At 48.8% G+C, this 19,176-nt stretch carries 10 protein-coding genes and 1 other RNA gene; 4 read left to right on the top strand and 7 right to left on the bottom strand.

What is annotated here, in order from left to right:
* From OLTU_RS03755 to OLTU_RS03730, 6 genes are all read right to left on the bottom strand, one after another.
* On the bottom strand, window positions 1–180 hold the full coding sequence (locus OLTU_RS03755; protein ID WP_141731416.1) for a hypothetical protein: 180 nt from the start codon (window positions 178–180) through the stop codon (window positions 1–3).
* A 55-nt stretch (window positions 181–235) separates the two neighbouring features.
* Entirely contained in the window at window positions 236–1,459 is a 1,224-nt protein-coding gene (locus OLTU_RS03750) for a hypothetical protein (protein ID WP_141731415.1), read from the bottom strand.
* A complete protein-coding gene (locus OLTU_RS03745; protein ID WP_141731414.1) occupies window positions 1,456–3,429 on the bottom strand; it encodes a hypothetical protein in 1,974 nt (657 codons plus the stop codon). Before OLTU_RS03745 ends, OLTU_RS03750 begins: the two co-directional genes overlap by 4 nt.
* A gap of 450 nt (window positions 3,430–3,879) precedes the next feature.
* On the bottom strand, window positions 3,880–4,863 hold the full coding sequence (locus OLTU_RS03740; RefSeq protein WP_141731413.1) for an alpha/beta hydrolase: 984 nt from the start codon (window positions 4,861–4,863) through the stop codon (window positions 3,880–3,882).
* Window positions 4,864–4,971: 108 nt separating this feature from the next.
* The gene (locus OLTU_RS03735; RefSeq protein WP_141731412.1) at window positions 4,972–6,057 is read right to left on the bottom strand and encodes a WD40 repeat domain-containing protein; all 1,086 of its coding nucleotides are present in this window, start codon (window positions 6,055–6,057) and stop codon (window positions 4,972–4,974) included.
* Window positions 6,058–6,111: 54 nt separating this feature from the next.
* On the bottom strand, window positions 6,112–8,055 hold the full coding sequence (locus OLTU_RS03730; RefSeq protein ID WP_141731411.1) for a WD40 repeat domain-containing protein: 1,944 nt from the start codon (window positions 8,053–8,055) through the stop codon (window positions 6,112–6,114).
* A gap of 225 nt (window positions 8,056–8,280) precedes the next feature.
* Between OLTU_RS03730 and ssrA the strand changes: the two genes are divergently transcribed.
* Window positions 8,281–8,642: a transfer-messenger RNA gene (ssrA, locus tag OLTU_RS03725) on the top strand.
* 59 nt (window positions 8,643–8,701) lie between these two features.
* Here the strand turns inward: ssrA and OLTU_RS03720 are convergent.
* Complete coding sequence (locus OLTU_RS03720) at window positions 8,702–10,267, bottom strand: hypothetical protein (RefSeq protein WP_141731410.1); 1,566 nt, start codon at window positions 10,265–10,267, stop codon at window positions 8,702–8,704.
* A gap of 850 nt (window positions 10,268–11,117) precedes the next feature.
* On the opposite strand from OLTU_RS03720, the gene OLTU_RS03715 reads away from it, so the two are divergent.
* From OLTU_RS03715 to OLTU_RS03705, 3 genes are all read left to right on the top strand, one after another.
* On the top strand, window positions 11,118–11,393 hold the full coding sequence (locus tag OLTU_RS03715; protein WP_218109818.1) for a helix-turn-helix transcriptional regulator: 276 nt from the start codon (window positions 11,118–11,120) through the stop codon (window positions 11,391–11,393).
* 645 nt (window positions 11,394–12,038) lie between these two features.
* Window positions 12,039–15,308: a DISARM system SNF2-like helicase DrmD gene (gene drmD / locus OLTU_RS03710; protein WP_141731409.1), complete on the top strand. Its 3,270-nt coding sequence runs from the start codon at window positions 12,039–12,041 to the stop codon at window positions 15,306–15,308.
* 6 nt (window positions 15,309–15,314) lie between these two features.
* On the top strand, window positions 15,315–19,124 hold the full coding sequence (locus OLTU_RS03705) for an Eco57I restriction-modification methylase domain-containing protein (protein WP_141731408.1): 3,810 nt from the start codon (window positions 15,315–15,317) through the stop codon (window positions 19,122–19,124).
* Window positions 19,125–19,176: the final 52 nt, after the last annotated feature.

The raw sequence follows: 19,176 nt of genomic DNA, 5'->3' as shown, positions 1-19,176 counted from the left end.
TTATTCAGCCTTGGCCTTGGGACGTGGCAGCTTGATCAGGCCTTCGGCCACCAGGATCTTCACTTTATCTTCACCATGAACATATTTGCCCCTTTGCATGATCGCGTAGCGACCGCTGCGCTTTTTGATCAGGCGATAGGGTTTTTTGTCTTTCTTTGCAGTCTTAGCAGCCTTGGCCATGATACAGGATCTCCTCTGGGGTATTTGGGGACTATTGTATCATGAAGCTGAAAAATCAGATCCCGCGGATTTGAAAGGCGAGGCAGCGGATATGCTGGCCACCCTGGGAAAAGTTTTGAATGGCCTGCACGGCGGAACCGAATCTTTGCCTGACGACCTGGAGGGATTCGTCATCAGGGATAAGGACGAAACCCCTTAAATCCTGGGCTTTTTTTGGCCATTTTTGCAAAACGTCTGCAAGGTCCTTATAAAAATCCGCTGGGCGGGTCAGGCGTAACCCATAGGGTGGATTCAAGGGCATGAGGATGCGTTCGGCATCAGGCAGAGAGGCATGGAAAAGGTCAGCACATAGAGATGTCGCCTGCGGCTTCGCACCGAGAGGCTTGCTGAAGTTTTCAAGATGAGCAGGCAGGGCTGCGGCGATGTCCGGTTCCTTTTCTATGAGAAGTGCAGAAGGCAAAGCACTCTGTCGCTCCTGCAACCTTTTACGAATGGAATCGAGCGTCGCGCGGGGAGTTGCCGGAAGGCTTTCAAGATACTGATCCGGTCTCCACAAATAGGCCGGGATTTGTCCCAGGAGGAGCCACGATTCAAAGAGCAGGGTTCCACTGCCGGCAAAGGGCACCACGATAGAATCGGGTCGCCATTCTCCCTGAAGGCTCATCATCCAGCGCAAAGCCGAAGCCGCGAGACACTCCTGAAGAGGGGCTCCGTGCCTTGCTTCTGCTTTATAACCTCGGTGATGCAAGGGGTAGGGGCCCAGAGCGAGGAAGAGTTTGAACCGATTGCCGCGCTGCTCGGCCAGGATATACCAGGGGGCATCATCCTTCACAGTATGACCGTGATCGGTGAATATCCGGCTGATCTGCTCGTGGAGTTTGCCTTCATGATAAAGGTGGCTTTGAAAGGATTGTACCTTCAGTTGGACAGGGCATTTTTCAGGGAGAAACAGGTCAAAATCAAGGTTTCCGAGGGCCTGTTCCAGTTCCCCAAAACTGCCCACATGCCGGTCGAGGATATTCCAAAGGCAGGCTTGCGCGGTTAGAAGTCTTTGCGGGATTTCGATGAGCTGACGGAAATCCACCTGGGTGAGTCCGATGCCTTCCGGATCGTCCTGGATCTCCGCCTGGAATTTCCCGGGCTGGGTGAAGGTCTTGAGGATAAACCTGAGTTCATCCTCACAGATTTCCTTCCACCCTGGGGCCGGGACAATGCGAACATCCTGAGGCTTCGCATGAATATGTTTCTTAATCCGTTTCTCAAGAGCCGCTGCGGTCACCGAATCACCTTGCGCAGATAATCTTCCAAGAGACTATCCGTCTCCTCCGAGGATTCGCGTTTTTTCAGTTCGCGGACGTCATCCAGAACGTCCTCGCGGTAACGCCGATTCACCTGGTAGTCACGCCGAAGGTCCACATCACCACCGGCGACCTGATTACCATAGTATTGATCGCTCGTCACGCGCCGACGACGGCCGCGTTTGCCGTTATCCCTTTGCGACTGACGGGCGGCACTTTCAGCCTGCTGGAGGAGTCGACCTGCCATATCTGATGCGGATTCGGCATCCGTGAATTTATTCTCATTGCCGGAATCAATCGTAGCCTCCATGGCCTGGACGGCGGCTTTCATCCTTTCGCCGGCAGTTGGCGACATGGAACGGAGTTGGGCTTCGAGTTCGCGGGTGCCTTTGATATTGGAATTCTGATCCATTCTTACCGAACCCCAGCTTTCCTGCAGATCCGCCTCTTCACGTTGAGCAGCCTTGTCGAGCTTGGTTGAGACAGTGCTTTGGCGTTTCTGGAGTTCACGCAGTTGGTTCTGTGCGTTAGCCAGACCCTGCTGTCTTTGCTTTTCCTGCTCGGCCCGGCTTTGATCTTCCTTCTTTTCCAGGGCTTCGATCCACTGGCGATAAGATTCCACCGTCTGCGAGAGTTTTTGCAGGGCGTCCTCGGTTTGCGGTGGTTTGCTTGTGTCCATTTTTTCGATCTGGGTGAGAGCCTCGGTGAAGGGTTTTTTCTGAACCTGTGGCCATTCCTGGGGTTGGTTTTCAGGGCTCATGTGCTGCGTGCGCAGTTCCCAGCGGCGGTGGCGCTCTTCGAGGAAGTTTTTCATGCGTTCCACGACCCTGTTGACCGGGACTTTACGCTCTTCGGCTTTTTGTTCGAGCAGACGGCTGAGCGTCCGGGCGGCGACGAAGAAGTCGCGGTCGCGCTCACGGTCGTCGAGGGATTCGTGTTCGAAAAGGAACCGATTGAGATCTTCGCTGACCTGAACTGTGAGTTCCTGGTCCGGCCTCTTGGCGATGGCTTGGAATGTTTGCTGGAACATGCGGATCTGATGGCGGTCGAGACCGTCGAAGTATGGGGAATCTTCAGCCTGCTTGACCGCCTTGTTGCCGAGTTCGGCGAGGTGATTGGGGTCGTGGCCCTCCTTGCCTTGGACGGCCAGGTCCAGTTCTTTCTTGGCTTCAGCAAGTGTGCGCAGGGTTTGTTGGTAGCGGCCGTAGGCGCTCACGACTTTGATAACAAGGGGTTTGCTGCGCCCGACCAAGGGTCCGCTGATGGCACGGTCGGTGGCTTCGGCTACGATTTCTAGTTCCTGCTCGTCCTTGTCCATATAGGTTTCGAGGGGGAGGTTGTAGCTGGTTTCCAGTTCCAGTTTGTCCTGAGCTAGAACTTCTGTGACCAGTTCTTTGTGAGTTCTCTCACCGGCTTTGATTACGAGTTGAACGGACTGCAGGGGGTGTTCGGCCTTGACGAAAATATCGAGTGGAAGCGGTTTATCATCGGGCCAGGCTTCCTCGATGTCTGCGATGGTGCTTAAGGTTACTTGTGGAACGGGCAGGCGCTTCACCTTGATAACGGCTGTTGGTGTGCTGTTTGAAATTGTGCTGAGGTAGAGCTGGGCGTCTTCCGTCAGTGCAAATGTTACTGAGAAACGGCCGGTGGTTTCATTTCCCTCTGGGCCGGCGGCCTTGACCAGGCGGAAGGTTTGCAGGCTTTTGCCTTGGCTGTCTTTGAGTTGCAGGCTGGGTGCCGATTCCGGTTGGGCTGTTACCTGAACTTCAATCAGGTTCTGCTCCAGCACAGTAAGTTCAAGAGTGTCGCGGCTGAGCTTGAGCATTTCGCCTTCAGATTCCGGCATGCCTTCGACCACGCGTAGGCGTGCTCCATAGGTTAGACTGAGAGCGGCGCGCTCGAGAGATTGCAGGGCGCTTTCCCAGGCATGGCCTGCGGTTTGGCTTAACATGATGAGCGCTGCCAAAGGTATAAGCAGGGATGAACCCTTTGAGATGAGGAGATGCCAGCCGTCTTTTTTGTGCCTCTTTAGCTCGGAATCTATGAGTCGATTCCAGGTTGGATCCAGTGCATTATCCTTGGGCAGTTGAAAGGCGCTTTTGTTCGATTGTGGGTTGGCCATTTCCAAAGAAAGGAGCCATTCGCTCATCGAACTTGGACGCAGGCCTTTCTGCCAGCCAAGTACTAGAAATACAAAAAGACTGACAAGAAATATTGCCAGTTGCTGTCCCCAGGCTTCTGGACTGACCCAGGCCCATAGCAGGAACGTGCATAATGCAAGCACAGCCCCGCGGAGAACCCGCAAGGCGCCCAGCGCAAAGTTTATATTCCGCCGAAAATGATTCAGACGTGCAAGAGACATGGCCAAAGGCGAAGATTCTTCCATGGGCACCGTCACTAATTATGAGGTTGCTGAGATTTCACAACGTTTGCGCATCCAGGGTAGGAGGACTTCAAAGAGTCGCTCCAGTTCCTCTGGATCGCCGGAAAGAGCGTGAGACGAGATTCCTGTTACTTCAGCGATTTCTAGCTGGACAGGGTTTTTGTTCTGACTCACGAGTTTATGTAAAAGAGCATTGTTATAGAAAAGGTCATCTGTTGGGCAGATGAAAAGGACGTTGGCATCAATGGTTTTGAAAACATCGGCTACGGTCCGGATTGCTTGGAGGAGTTCCTCGGCAAAGCGGGCGGTGATGATGAGTGTTGCGTCCAGGCCGCGTTCCTTGCTTTCGTCGCTGAGGGGTAGAAAGTAGGGCAGCAGGAATCGGGGTACTCTTGCCCCGGGGAAAAGCTGGGCCATGCTGCTGACCAGGAGGCGGCTGAAGAATGGCAGGACGGTTTGCTCCTGTAGAATTGGAGAGAGCAGCAGGCATCGCTGGACATATTGGGGGTACATGGTTTGGAAATGCATCAGGATTAAGGCGCCTACACCCTGGCCGATTAGGAAGGGCTTTTTCCGCTGCGATTTGTGCCGGATCCAGGCTACCACTTGCAGTAAGTCATTCACCAAATCCTGAAACCGTAAGACATCCCCGGTCAGTGCCATTGAGCGGCCGTGTCCGCGCAGATCGAAACCGAAGACATTGAACCCGTTCTTTACGAGCAGTCCCGCCGCTTCGGCGTATAGCTCGACGTTCTCACCCAAATCATGAACAAAGATCACCGGCGGCTGCTCATTATGCGGCCGGGCCCAGCCTTGGACATAAACGGATGATCCTTCGTGGTCGATCGGGCAGGAGAAGGCTAGATTCTGAGCGGGCTCATCGTTCTCTTCTTCTGCGAAATGCTGCATCAAAGACGAGGGGCCGGTGTGGGTGGGGGTCTCCAGCTTCTGCGCACCCGTGGCCTGATCTTGTGGGTTTGGGGTGGTAGTCCGGATATCCAAAGCGGCCCTCCGCGCGACTTAAAAGCCAAAATGGCGACATTAAACCATCCTATTCTACCACAGTTTCTCGATGGTTAAGTAGCCGCATCTTAGCCCTTTGGTCCAGCCTCACTGCTGGGTGCATAAATCCTGAAACTGGGCCTTATACTTGTCAATGAACCAGGATGACTTCAGAACATCACCAGCGCCCGCGCAGACCATCTCCTTCAACGCCTCGACGTCCCGGGTCAGAGGCAAATTCCAAACTTTGATCAGCCCGTCATCGTCTCCAGTCATCAAAAGTCCGTCCTTCTCGGAATAATACATGGCGCGGGACGCTTTGGACGAGACCATGAGAGGCACACCAACGACCTTCTGATCCTTTGGATTCCAGATGCGCACTTTGCCGTCATTACTCGCAGTGACCAGATAGCCCGTGCTGGAATTCTCGAAGATGTCCCAGACGATACTGCCATCCGTATCAAAGTGATAATTCTCTGTGAAGCTGGCCAGGTCCACAGATCCCACCAGGCCATTCCAAAGACCTACGAATGCGGTTTTTCCATCTGTGGACAGATATCCGGAAATGAGTGCTTCGCTAAACGGAATCTGCTGGGTAACTTCCAGGGAAACGGGGTCAAAAAGCCCTAGATACTTATCGCGGGAAAGAAGAAGTAGCTTTTTGGATTGAGGTTCAAACAACAACTTGGCCCAACCAACGGAGACCTTGGCATCCGTTGACTCCATTGCCCCTTTAGGAGCCAGAATATAGCCATCCCAGCTTCCCAGATACATCTGAGATGTCCAAGGGTCAAACGCCATGGAATAGAGCCAGGTTCCGCTTCTTTCAAAAACAGGGTTTTCAACAGCAAGTGATTCCAGCGAATAGCGACGAACATGCCCATCCTTTGAAGAGGCATAAAGATAGTCTTTCTGTGGAGACAGCTTCAAATCATAGATCGTATCGGCCTGATCAACGACAATGCCTGCTCCGGACTTCATATCCCAAGCCATAACTTTGCCATCCGTTCCACCTGAGAAGAGCCTTTGATGATTCTCGTCGAACGCTAAACTTCGAATGGAGCTATTCCCTGTATGCCCAGTCAGTGTCTGGACAAAGTCATTTTTTCCGTTTGATCCCCAAATGCGGAGAATCGATGTATTGACCGTTGCGGCATAAATAGTCCCATCAGTATTGATAGCAACTTCATCCATTCCAAAGTAGTCAACTTTATGTGGCCCTTCAACCAATTGGGCAGTTTCCAGATCTCAGACACGGATGGCATTATCGAGCGAACCTGCGATAACGCGGTGGGCGCCTACATCAATCGACGTCACCGAAGCAGAGAGACTGGCAAGACGCTTGTGCAATGTTCCATCAGCAACATTATGAACCAATATTTGTCCATCTTTAGCAGCAGATATCAAAAAGCGCGAATCATGGGAAAACTCAATGGCGTTAACACCATCGGCATGGTCGGTTTCCATTTTCCTGACGAATGCACCTGATGTCAGATCCCAAAGTTTGACCGTTCGGTCCCAGGAACCAGTTGCAAAATATTTGCCGTCTGGAGAAATCTTCAAATCCATGATGACGTCTTGATGAAAATTCTGCTCGGATTCACTGGATATCGACTTTTGAAGCACTCCGTCTATGGACCAGATTTTCACAAACTTGTTCCACGAAGAGCCAACGATAAACTTTTTATCCGGCGACAGATCAATACGAAGAAACTCACCTTGGCAACAGGGTATTTCGCTCAATAGCTTGGTCTGTTCCAGATCCCAAACCTTAATAGTCTGGTCAAAGTTACCTGACACCAGGATCTTGTTATCAGGACTCAGAGAGAACGAAGATGCCGATGCCCAGTGCCCCTTAAGGGTGGAGATTCGTTTTTTGCTTCTTAGGTCAAAAACCTGAATATCACCATCATAGAGTCCGGCAATCAACTTCTCCCCATCAGGCGTCATCATCATGTTATTCGTTCGGCCCGCGATGCTGATAAATTGCGAATAATTATTCATTCCTATGTGTGCTGCATAAAAGAGCGAGATGATCGCATCTTTAACTTTATTCCTTTCGAATTCCGTCGCGAGACTTTTCCAAAGGGAATAATTGGAAAAAGCTTTATGAAGGACATCAAAAATTCCGTGAACCTTGCCAATCTCGGTTTGCAGCATTTCTGACCGACTTTCCAATTTTATCTGCTGCATTGCTGAGCTATCTGCATACAAGATGGGTGTGACCTGCTTCCAATCTGATCGATTGCCAGCCACATCAATCGCGGCGAAGTGCAATTCCCATGTTCCTGAATTCATACTTGGGGAGATCGGTTCCCCAACCGCTGCTGTTCTAATTTGATCTGGCTCACAAACGCGCTCACGGGAAGCAACGCTTTCGTCGACGGGTAGAAAGCAATACTCCACCCTCACGTCATCTTTAGTCGTGGTCTGCATCTTGAACCGCAACTGCTCCTGCCGGGGGATTACAAAATAATCCTTACCCTCGGTTGTATCCAGGATGAGATGACTACGATCCAGATCCGCTTCTGGAGGGGTGTTATCCAATTCCACTTTACATTCATGATCTCTGATTTGATCCTGCCTTAGATCCTGGATCTTGAACTTGAGACTGTACGATCCATCCTCTAGATGACCGGATATCAGTGGCAGCGATTGGCTACCCAAAAGCCAATTGCTTTGCAAAATGGGAATTTCAGAGTTGGCATCATAGAGCTCATAATTCACCCCCAAGCGAGTGGACGCTGATCCTTCCACCTTAAAAATCTGCTCGAATGTCAGTTTCGCTGAATTGAGGGTCTTTGTCGGGCAGGACAGTTTCAAAAGGTCAGAGGTGTTCGGCTCCAATTGCAGTCGATGTCCCCCGGAATCAACTATGCCGACTGTGGTCATAAGCCTTGATTCCTTATGCGCCACAGACCTTACTATCCATTCTGACTGTGATGGCATACGAAAACAGCCCTTGCTGCTGACTTCCTGCAGCTGCCATGTCCCATCAGTGAGCCCAATTACTTCAAACTCATTTCGGACAAGGAGGGTGCCTCTTGAAGTTTCGACGCGGAACCAGGGACGGCCGTTCGCAACGAAGTCTTCACCGCATTCCAGTGTTGCAGGCTGGACTCGATTGGTCAGCTGCCTGCATCCTGACATGACAAGAAGTAGTAGAAAGAAAATATTCACGTGCTGTTTCATCCGGATATCCTACTGTGCGTTGCGCTGCAGCAAGATGCCCTATCAAGCCCGGACTATCAATTTGCGCATCCGGAAACGGGGCTAAGCACGGGCAATTACACTTAGAATATCGTTCTCAGGATTTCTTTTTATAATATGACGCATCAAATTTCCGTGTTGTACTGGCAACAAAAGGCAACTAGTATGGGCTTCGCCATAACCGCCAAAGGTTATTTCCTGAATATTGGGGGCGTACTGGTTTCGACGGGTGTGGCAGTAGATTTTAAGGAGCATGTCCGGGGTGGGTACGCAACCCGGTTATAAAGGCGTACTAAACGTATAATCGGCAACGATCATACTTACGCACTCGCAGCCTAATTAGACTGCGCGTTGACCACGAGGCTCCAACACTCTTGGAAGACGTATTATCTGTTGGATTACCTTAACGACTCTCCGTCTGGGGGCTGTTAAGGGAAATTAATCAGGCTGCGGCCTTGGGTGCATGTCCGTGCGCACTTGAGGCAAGAGGATTAATAACGGTGCTAAGCATGTAGTAGCCTTTGTCAACACACATTCGGACGCGGGTTCGATTCCCGCCGCCTCCACCAAAGGTAAAAAACCCGCTGTTAGAAGCGGGTTTTTGCATTTCAGGGGTTTCAAAGCCATTTTACGGCTTGAGATGTGATGGCAATTTTGACGGATTTGGATTCGTATCGATCACGCCCTTCAAATCTGGGATTTGCACAGGCACCCTATCAGGATCAAAGTGCAGGTAACCAGGTCGCTCTGCCTTTTCTCCTGGTCCTGGAATCGGTTTATCATCGGGGCCATTGTTACTGTCGATCAGTTGGAAGTTCTTCCTCCAGTTTGTGCAGTATTCACGCCCATAATATTTTTCATCACAGATACCTCTCTTGAGAAGAGACTCTGCGTCACGCTTACGCGCAGCTTCCGACCTTGTATCGGCGCTGCCGTCGCTATAAGTTTTATCGCTTCCGTGCTTAACCTGCTCCATGTGGGCATCAAAAATGCATTTGGCCATGGGATCATTACCAGGATCCTCTTGGTTGAAGTCAACCCACATGCTTCCATCGCTCGGTTTTGAGGGTTCTCCAGCCCAATGCCCACCATCTGTTACCTCTATTGATGATCCACCTCCGAAATCATCATTGCGGGATGGTGATGGCGTTTTTGGCGAGCTCGTGTCAGTAGACTTATGCGATGAAGAACTCGAGCCAGTCTTCTCCTCTTCCTTCTTGGAAGCCGTATCGGGCACATAGCTGGGATTTGGAATGACTTTGCCAGAAGAGGTCAGGCAGTTTTTTTCATTGCGCATGCAGAGGATGTCTGGCTCAAACCCGGCTTTCTGTGGGTCTGCTTTTCCCATTTCGTAGTATTTCTTCCAAAGCTCGTCCGATTCCTTTTGAGATAGCGGCCCCTTTTCAGTGGATGTCCCTTTCTCTGAGCCTCCGTTGACTCCCGCGCTTCCTCCGAGAGTAACGCCTGGGCCACCTCCTGGAACTCCAACGCTCACGCTGCCGTCAATACCGAGGTTGGCACCACTGATGGTTGTGTTGGATTCAGTGGTTGACTTAACGGATCGGCGCGCCTTTTCCAGCTCAAGTTGCGCTGCAGCAAAGGTTCGTCCAGCAATGTCTCTTTGCTGATCGCTATAAGCATGCCGGTGCACGCCATCGTCCTTTGACTCCCGATAATCGAAGTGCCAAACGCCTCCGGAAGGTGATGTGGCTCCGCCCAGTTTGTGAGCTACTGGGTTGATTTTCGGATTGTGTATGAATGAATCAAGTTTGTTGATGCAACCCTTGGCTGCATCAACAAGTCCTTTGTTTAACACATCCGAGGCGCAATCAACTGCATTTTCATAGCCACCGAGTTTGCAAAAGGCCATCGCTGCTACGCGATCCGATTCAGGAGCGGAAGGATTCGCAGCTCGTAATTCGCGGGCTTCTGGACTATCTGAGTAGCATTTTTCGGCCTCAGCCGGTGTTCCTCGGGAGCTGCTTGGGCCCATAATTCCAGTTAGACTACCAGTCCGGAAAGGAGCTGAGTAATCTTTCGTATCTAAAGTCCTGCTACTATCAAAGTCTGCGGTGGCTCTGTCTTCGGCCTCTGCGCTGTCATCACAAGATGAGTAGTAAATCTTATGGCCGAATGCCGTTCCCGAGCTCATCATGGTTAAAAGAGCAAGTGAGATAAGTGTGTGTTTTTTCATTAGGCACCTTACTTCCGTTAGATCTCACGCCTAGTTGAATACTAGGCCGTATAGTCCTTGTCAATAAAAGCGTTCAACTGCAGCTGGAGGGAGCCATGGAAATTGTTTGATAATTTTCACTCATCGACAGCGCCAGTCCAATTGCTCACTTTGATGCAGTCATGCTGGTTCTGGTGCTTCATCATATGCTCCCTAAATTGGGCTCAACAGGAAGACCACTCTGCACATGGAATATTGCGATGCGTGAGCGTTTAACCGCATACATTTCATAACCTTTTTCACACCAAAGGAGAGAGAAACCAACTCTCGGAGTCAATGCATGGCTCTTTGTATTCACATTTCAAAAAAGGTCCAGATGGAAACTCAGCCATTCGATGACGAACCGCCTTTCATTCCAGAGAAGATCTTTGGCGTTACGCAAAGAAGCCGGCGCATGGGATGGCTCCGTTTGCCCCCGTGACTTCTCGTCGAGCCTGCACCAGCCTTGTAAAGAGAAGTTGAACAACCAACAATCTCCGAATGCGAGGCAACTTTTCGCATGGGCCGGTCAAAGATCCATGACCAAGAGCCTTACGTTCATCCGTCCTAAAAGTGCTTTCAAAGCCCCATTTTTCATACATAAAAGACCCAGGATCCGACTGCCAAGTCTCACTCAGAAGTTCCAATTCTGGAAGAAGAATGAATCGTGCTAGTCTTGCCATCGCCATAGGCGGCTCCACGGCTCTCTGATTTTGGAGATCCAAACCTATAGCTAGTTTGCCTATGAATTCAACGCGCTATACGTCTTTCCAAATCATAGCGAGCTGTCTATCTAGTTGAAGACAATATTTTGGTCATAGAGGTTCATAACATGGCTACTAAAGCCAAGAAGAATTCGAAGGCTATGAAGTTCTTTGAAAAATTGAACAAGGGTCCTTTAACATTTGGACAGTTGCTGCTGTCGATCCGGGAGGGCGAGCAACTCTCTCAGGAGGAGTTTGGTCAGCTGCTCGGGCTTTCGAAGCAGAAAGTCTGCGATTTCGAAAAAGAGCGCCGCCTGCCCAGCCCTGAGAAGGCTGCGGAGTTTGCTAGAAAGCTTGGTTATATACCGGAGAGTTTTGCAAAGCTGGTAATAGCAGATTCCTGAGCGAAACCGCTCAGAGTTTCGACGTCCTTTTCCCGAGCCTCTTTCAGTGATTCATAGGACTTTTTGATACGCTTTCGTGTTGAGATGAAGTCATCTCATACCGTCGAGAGATCAAATTCTTCTCGCGAGGCGAGGGGCAATATTGCCTTCATGATTGAGCGGTTCTTCAGATCCCTTAAAGAAGACTGTGTTTGGCTGAACCACTTCAAATCCAAGGTCGCAGCATTCGATGCCATTGCGAACTGATGGAATTCTATAACCACCAGCGCATGCATTCGGCGCTGGGTTACAAATCGCCCCGACATTATCGAAGCGAATTCTTAGTGGCTTAAGTTGTACGAAAAGTGCGGGAGCAGTTGACTAGCTCCGAAGTTAAGAGAGTTTCCACGGTGTCAAAATGCTTACAGCCTTCTCACGGTTAAGCACTTTAGCGGTCTAGCAAATTGGGTCTGATAACCCAGCAATGATGCAGATATTGGAATTCCAGCAATCGGCCTAGTGCTTGGATCCTACATGAGAATTTCCCCTTCCCTTGATAGACCTACCAAAACAATGTCACAATAACACTGACGTTTCTGCATACCATTCTTAACTATAAGCAGTCTACGCCAGTCCTAATGCTATTGGCTTAAGGGAGGGACTATTTTGGGCGTTGCAAGCCGAAGTGATAACACAGATTTGCCCAAACCTGGAACATTAGTCCACGTTCGCCAGCGAAATTACTTGGTAGAGCGGGTCGAACTTGCTCCAAGCCCCAACTTAGCTTCGGTTATCCACTTGTCATGTATTGATGACGACAACCAGGGCGCTCCATTATCAGTCTTCTGGGAAACTGAAGTAGATAAACGGGTTCTTGATGGTGACGACTGGTCACACATTGCAAAAAAAGGCTTTGACGACCCCACACTTTTTTCAGCATATTTGCACACTTTGCGCTGGAATACAGTCACTGCTACTGACCCGAAGTTATTCCAAGCCCCTTTCCGAGCCGGGATCAAAATCGAGGCGTATCAACTTGAGCCTCTCCGCAGAGCACTTGAAATGCCGCGCGTTAACCTATTCATCGCTGACGATGTCGGTCTTGGTAAAACCATCGAAGCTGGGCTCATTATCCGAGAATTGATGCTGCGTAAAAAGGCTCGATTCATCGTCGTTGCTGCGCCGCCTTCAATGCTTCCTCAATGGCAGTCAGAGCTCGAAAACCGTTTTGGCCTTTCCTTTCAAATACTCGACAGAAATTTTGTACGAGAAACGCGTCAGGAACGGGGGTATGCAGTCAATCCTTGGATGACACATACTAAATTCCTGATCTCCCACAAGCTTCTTATAGATGAAAACTATATCGGTCCATTACGAGCTTTGCTAGGCGAGTTTGAGGCCGGAACCGTCTTTGTACTCGACGAGGCTCATCATGCGGCACCCGCATCAGGTTCTAAGTATGCAATTGACACACGAATTACTAATGCAGTTCGAGACTTATCAAAGCGATTTGAGCACCGCCTCTTCCTATCGGCTACACCGCACAATGGACATTCAAATAGCTTTTCAGCTCTTTTGGAGATCCTTGATTCCCAACGTTTTATTCGAGGGGTGCCTGTAAATCCCAAAAACGTCAAGACAGTCCTAGTAAGGCGTATAAAAGAAGACCTTAGAGAACTTGAAGGTGGCTTCCCCAAAAGGGTCGTTAAGGCAATCAGAATCTCAGGCCTGCCATCCGATTCAGCGGAACTTCGACTGCCAGAATTATTGGATAGATATGCTCAGCTACGTGAAGAACGTCTGGATAAAGCACCTCGACGAACGCAGATAGCATCTGGCTTGGTCATTACACACTTGCAACAGCGACTCCTTTCGTCAGTCGAGGCATTCGTACGCACCCTTCGGGTACATTGCCGAGGCCTCCAGAAAGAAAACGTCAAAGCTGGAATCTCGGGCGACGTTGACTTTAAGACGCTCGATCTTCTGGGAAAAAGTGTGAACGCTAATGATGAACGAGCCGACCTTGCTATCGAAGAACTGGAATCAGAAGTTGATGCGCAGCTCGAGCTAGCATCCAGCATTGAAGCTACATTTGAAAAAAATCAGATTGACCTTGAAAGAGACATCCTAGCGCAGATGACGCAGTTAGCTGAGGCTCATCGAGGCCAGCCTGATGCAAAAATAAAAGCCATCACATCATGGATCCGAGACAATATGTGTCCTGGGCTTCCGATGGCGCCACTTTCCACTCCATCTGGCGCTCCGTGGAAAAACACAAGAGTCATTATTTTCACAGAATGGGATGACACAAAACGCTATATTTATGAGCAACTTCAAGTCTTGGTTGCAGGAACAGATCAAGGCAATCTTCGAATCGCTGTGTACCATGGACCAACTCCCCCTGCAAAGCGCGAGGAAATTAAGCGCGCTTTCAACGAAGATCCTGCTGTCAATCCGCTAAGAATTCTGATCGCTACAGACGCTGCTCGTGAAGGTCTAAATTTACAGAGTCAATGCCATAACTTGTTCCACTTCGACATTCCTTGGAACCCGAGCAGAATGGAACAACGAAATGGACGAATTGACCGGAAACTTCAACCTAGTCCTGAAGTCTACTGCCACTACTTTGAATACGAGCAGCGTAAAGAAGATCAAATTCTCATCAAGATAATAGAAAAGTCTGAGACTGTCCGCCGCGAACTCGGAAGCATGGCTGAAGTAGTTGACGTGAAAATTCATGAAACGCTTTCTTCCGGAATACGACATGGCAAAATAGAACAACACCTCGCATTATTTGAAGATGATGAAAACGAATGTGAGAGAAAAAGAACAGTAGACGAGGAACTCGAATCTAGTCGCGAACGTCAAGCAGAAATCCGCCAACAGATTGATCGATTACGAACTCAACTGCAGCGCTCTAGAGAATGGATCAACATTACCGAAGACAGCTTCAGAGAGGCAATATCGGCTTCGCTTAGGTTGCAACAAGCTCTCCCGCTAGAGCCAATTGCAGATTCCTCAAATGACGTAAAAACTTTCACATTTCCACGCATAGATCAAGGTCGAGGCGCATCACCCAGTTGGGCCACGACACTCGATAGCTTGAGAAAGCCCAAAAAATCTGACGAATCATATCAGGAGTGGCGAAAACAGTCTCCAATCCGCCCTATCGTATTTCAAGATCCTGGACTCTTAGACGATAGTGTAGTCCACCTCCACTTGGAGCATCGTGTATCGCAACGTCTTCTTGGTCGCTTTCTTGCCCAAGGCTTTACTGCATATGACCTAGCTAGAGCATGCTACACTCAAGCTAATGATAGTATTCCGAGAGTCGTGCTATTAGGCAGAATTGCCCTTTTTGGCGCCAACGCTGCCAGACTTCATGAAGAAATTATTTCAGTGACTGCACGCTGGCATGATCCGGAAGATCGAAAAGGGAAACTCAAGCCATATGCAGAAGACGCTGAACGTAAAACTCTGGATATCCTTGAAACAAGCCTTATAAATCCTCCAGGCAAGCTCCCCCCAGCAAAGATCATGAGTCGGCTACAAGCAGCGGTGGCACAAGATGTTAAAGACCTTCTTAGTCATCTCTATGAAAGAGCCGAAAGTATAAGTGAGTCCGCAGGACAAGAGCTTCGAAAACGTGGAATCAAAGAAGCCGACGACATGAGGGCAATTCTTGAAGACCAGAAGAAGCAAATAGAATCGCAGATAAGCCGACAGTTCCCTCAAGATAATCTGTCTATGCTGAGACAGCTTGATCCAAATGAAGCTCGACAGCTTGAGAGTGACCGTAAGCACTGGATAAAGAGATTAGCTTCTCTTCAAACAGAATTAAAAGAAGAACCGAAGCGGGTTGCGGCTGCCTACGAAATAAAGGCGTCACGCGTTGAGCCAGTCGGTATTGTCTATCTTTGGCCACAGATAGGGTGAGGTATTATGCGGGACATAGCTCTTGAAAACCATCGTGCTTGGCTTGGACTTCTACAACCTGTGGGCCTTGTCGTATCTCCAAATGCACTTGTGAGAGCACAAGCACAAGTTGACCAGAATATTGGTGACTTGGCGGTACGTTTAAAATCACTGCTAGTAGAGACAAAAGAGGGCGGTTGGATTCTTCCAGTAGACCAATTGCCAGCGCTTTTTATAGATCTCTTGGATTGGCGTCCCTCCGACCTTCAGAAGGTCGATGCAGAAGATCCCTCGCCGTCTATATACTTGGCAGACTACCAGGAAACCATAGCAGCGAATTTTGTTGTAAAGGCACAGACTACTGACCCAAGTCCATTGCTTTACATCTATGTCCATAGTAGTCAAATTGATTTTGATACCATTAGCAACGATGCCCAAGGCTGGCAGGCAAGCGCACAAGCCAAGTTCGAAAGACTCTTACGTGAAAAAGATGTCTCAATTGGGCTGCTGGTCGGAGAAAGTGCATTAAGAATCATTTATGCCCCAAAAGGAGAATCTGCAGGACACATTACCTTTCCGTATCAGCTAATGCAAGAAGTGGCTGGTCGAATCGTTCTTTCTGCTTTTAAAATGCTTTTCGGTGCGCAACGGCTATTTAGCGCTCCTACAAAAGAGAGACTACCTGCACTGCTCGCAGAATCTAGACAATACCAAAATGAAGTCTCAACAAAGCTAGCCGAGCAGGTTCTTGCAGCTCTTTATGAGATGATACGTGGTTTTCAAGCTGCTGATGAGCGTATTCAAGGAAACCTACTCAATACGGTTCTCGCTGAAAATCCTAACGAAGTTTACCACGCTGGCATCACGGTACTAATGCGAATGGTTTTCGTACTATTTGCGGAAGATCGTGGACTCATTCCAAGCGCTGAGATTTATATAAGAAATTATTCCCTAAAGGGGTTGTTTGAAAGACTCCGCGAGGATGAGCCCAGATATCAAGACAGCATGGATCAACGTTACGGCGCATGGTCTCAGATGCTTGTGCTATTCCGTCTGCTCTATGACGGTGTTGAAACGCCGCATTTCTCACTTCCAGCTCGCCATGGACACCTATTTGATCCGAACCGTTTCCATTTCCTAGAGGGGCGTAAGGCACGGAATGATAAAGTTGCACCTCCTCTCATCGCCGATGGCGTAATTTATCGCGTGCTGTCGAAACTCATTCTTCTTGATGGCGAACGGATTTCTTATCGAGCACTCGACGTCGAGCAGATTGGATCAGTCTATGAGACAGTTATGGGTTTCCAGCTTGAAATTTCTAAAGGTCTATCAGTCGCAATCAAACCTAAAAAGACTCATGGCGCACCAGTTCACATCAACCTGAAAGAGCTGCTGGCAAAACACGGATCAGATAGAAAGAAATATTTCAAAGCGATCACAGACCAGGAAATAGCTGGTGAAGCCGTTACGAATGCAAAAACACTGGAACAACTTGAAGCCGCACTTGAGCGTAAAATCTCACGCATAGCAACCCCACATGCCGTGCCTAAAGGCTCGCTAATCCTCCAGCCGAGTGATGCAAGGCGCCGATCAGGTTCACATTACACTCCCAGGTCGCTGACTGCACCTATAGTGGAAAGAACTTTGGAACCAGTTATTTCTGGCCTAGGTGACAACCCTTTACCTGAACAAATTCTCGAGATAAAAGTCTGCGACCCTGCCATGGGATCTGGCGCATTCCTCGTTGAAGCATCGCGCCAATTAAGTGAATTGCTTGTCACGTCATGGCACAGGCACAAACGCAAACCCAATATCCCCCCTGATGAGGATGAACTGCTGCACGCACGAAGACTGATAGTGCAACGCTGCATCTATGGTGTAGACAAGAATCCCATGGCTGTCAATTTAGCCAAACTCTCTTTATGGCTTGCTACCTTTGCTAAAGACCATCCATTCACTTTCCTGGATCATGCCCTGAAAGCTGGAGACTCACTGGTAGGCCTGAAGCTCGAGCAGATTGCAAATCTTACTTGGGATTCCAGGACTTTGGGCAGTGGACAAAATGCTGCTATTAAAGAAATGGTTCAAGATTATCTTTCACTACGCGATAAGATCCGTAATGCCACAGAATCCTCGACATATGATTCACTTACACAACTTAATGATAAAGCAGACGGATTGGTTTCCAATATCCGCCATTTAGCCGACCTTATAGTAGCCGCGTGGTTCTCAGCAGGAAATGACAGAGGCCGTAGATCAAAGCTTCAAGAAATCGAAATAATCGCTGCAAATATACTCGCTGCTGAGTGCAGAATTCGAAGTGCGAACTCTTTGCCAAACGGGCTTACAAGTTTTCATTGGCAGCTAGAGTATCCTGAAGTATTTCAACGCGAAAATCCAGGCTTCGACATCATTGTTGGTAACCCTCCATTTGCTGGGAAAAACAATCTAGCTGAAAGCAATGTTGAAGGCTATCCAAAATGGCTACAAATCACTCACCCTGAGTCTCACGGTAATTCTGATATCGTCGCACATTTTTTTAGGCGTGCATTTAACCTCATTCGTAGCAATGGGGCGCTTGGACTTATAGCGACCAATACAATTGGTCAAGGGGACACTAGATCCACTGGCTTGCGATGGATATGCAATCACGAAGGCCAAATTTATGATGCCATTCGCCGGAAAAAATGGCCGGGGCAAGCTTCAGTAATTGTTAGTATTGTTCATATATTCAAGGGATCTATTGAACAAAAAAAATCTCTGGATGGGCGGGAGGTCGAAAAAATCACAGCCTTCTTGTTTCATGATGGAGGCCACGAAGATCCTCACCGCCTTTACGCAAATACAAATAAGAGCTTCCAAGGATCAGTTGTTCTGGGCATGGGCTTTACTTTCGATGATACTGACACTTCAGGTGAAGCGAATACTCTTAAAAAAATGAAAGACCTGATCAAGAAAGATAGGAAGAATGCGAAGAGAATCTTTCCTTATATCGGAGGGGAGGAAGTCAACAACAGTCCCACACATACGCACCACCGATATGCCATAAATTTTGGAAGCATGTCCGAGAGCGAAGCCAGGAAATGGCCAGACTTAATCTCAATACTAGAAAAGAAAGTCAAAGGATGCAGAGGCTCACATTCTACTGCAGAATGGTGGCAGTTTGAACGTGTGCGTGATGAGCTTTACAATGCTATTGGTAAATTACCAAGAATATTGGCGATAAATTGTGGCGCTACTCCTCATGCTGCATTCACGTTTTTGCCTCCGAATATGGTCTTCGCTAATACTCTAGCGATAATATCACTATCGGATTGGGCATCCTTTGCAATAGTCCAATCCCGTATTCATGAGATCTGGGCCCGATTTTTTTCTTCATCCATGAAGGATGATCTACGGTATACACCGACCGACTGCTTTGAAACTTTTCCATTCCCCGAAAATTACGAAATCAACAAGAAGTTGGAGTCTGCAGGCAAGGAGTATTATGAATTTCGAGCTGCAGTTATGGTAAAGAACAGCGAAGGTCTAACAAAAACATACAACCGATTCCATGATCCAGATGAGTCTTCACCAGAAATCATAAAATTGAGAGAACTGCACAAGCAAATAGATGAAGCCGTATTAGATGCATATGGCTGGGAAATCATCAAGCCGGTTTCGGAGTTCCTACTTGACCATGATGATGAAGACGATAACAGTGAACATGTTAGATCCCGCCGCAAAAAACCATGGCGCTATCGGTGGCCTGAAAATATTCGTAACGACATCTTAGCTCGCTTAATAGAACTAAACATAAAGCGAGCAGAGGCAGAGAGCCTCAGGAGGGCATCCTGACGAAACTTAAAAAGTACAAATAATTCGAGATTGGAGCCTTTTGGAATACTAC

The organism is Oligoflexus tunisiensis, from assembly GCF_001748245.1.
Classification (GTDB): Bacteria; Bdellovibrionota_B; Oligoflexia; order Oligoflexales; family Oligoflexaceae; genus Oligoflexus; species Oligoflexus tunisiensis.
The sequence above is the reverse complement of the archived record's forward strand: the minus strand, read 5'-3'. Positions and strand labels throughout refer to the sequence as shown.

Bases quoted from the DNA above. Each gene is read 5' to 3' on its own strand.
- OLTU_RS03730 (WP_141731411.1), bottom strand. From the start codon at position 8,055: ATGAAACAGCACGTGAATATTTTCTTTCTACTACTTCTTGTCATGTCA.
- OLTU_RS03745 (WP_141731414.1), bottom strand. From the start codon at position 3,429: ATGTTAAGCCAAACCGCAGGCCATGCCTGGGAAAGCGCCCTGCAATCT.
- OLTU_RS03755 (WP_141731416.1), bottom strand. From the start codon at position 180: ATGGCCAAGGCTGCTAAGACTGCAAAGAAAGACAAAAAACCCTATCGC.
- OLTU_RS03735 (WP_141731412.1), bottom strand. From the start codon at position 6,057: ATGGATGAAGTTGCTATCAATACTGATGGGACTATTTATGCCGCAACG.
- OLTU_RS03720 (WP_141731410.1), bottom strand. From the start codon at position 10,267: ATGAAAAAACACACACTTATCTCACTTGCTCTTTTAACCATGATGAGC.
- OLTU_RS03705 (WP_141731408.1), top strand. From the start codon at position 15,315: ATGCGGGACATAGCTCTTGAAAACCATCGTGCTTGGCTTGGACTTCTA.
- OLTU_RS03715 (WP_218109818.1), top strand. From the start codon at position 11,118: ATGGCTACTAAAGCCAAGAAGAATTCGAAGGCTATGAAGTTCTTTGAA.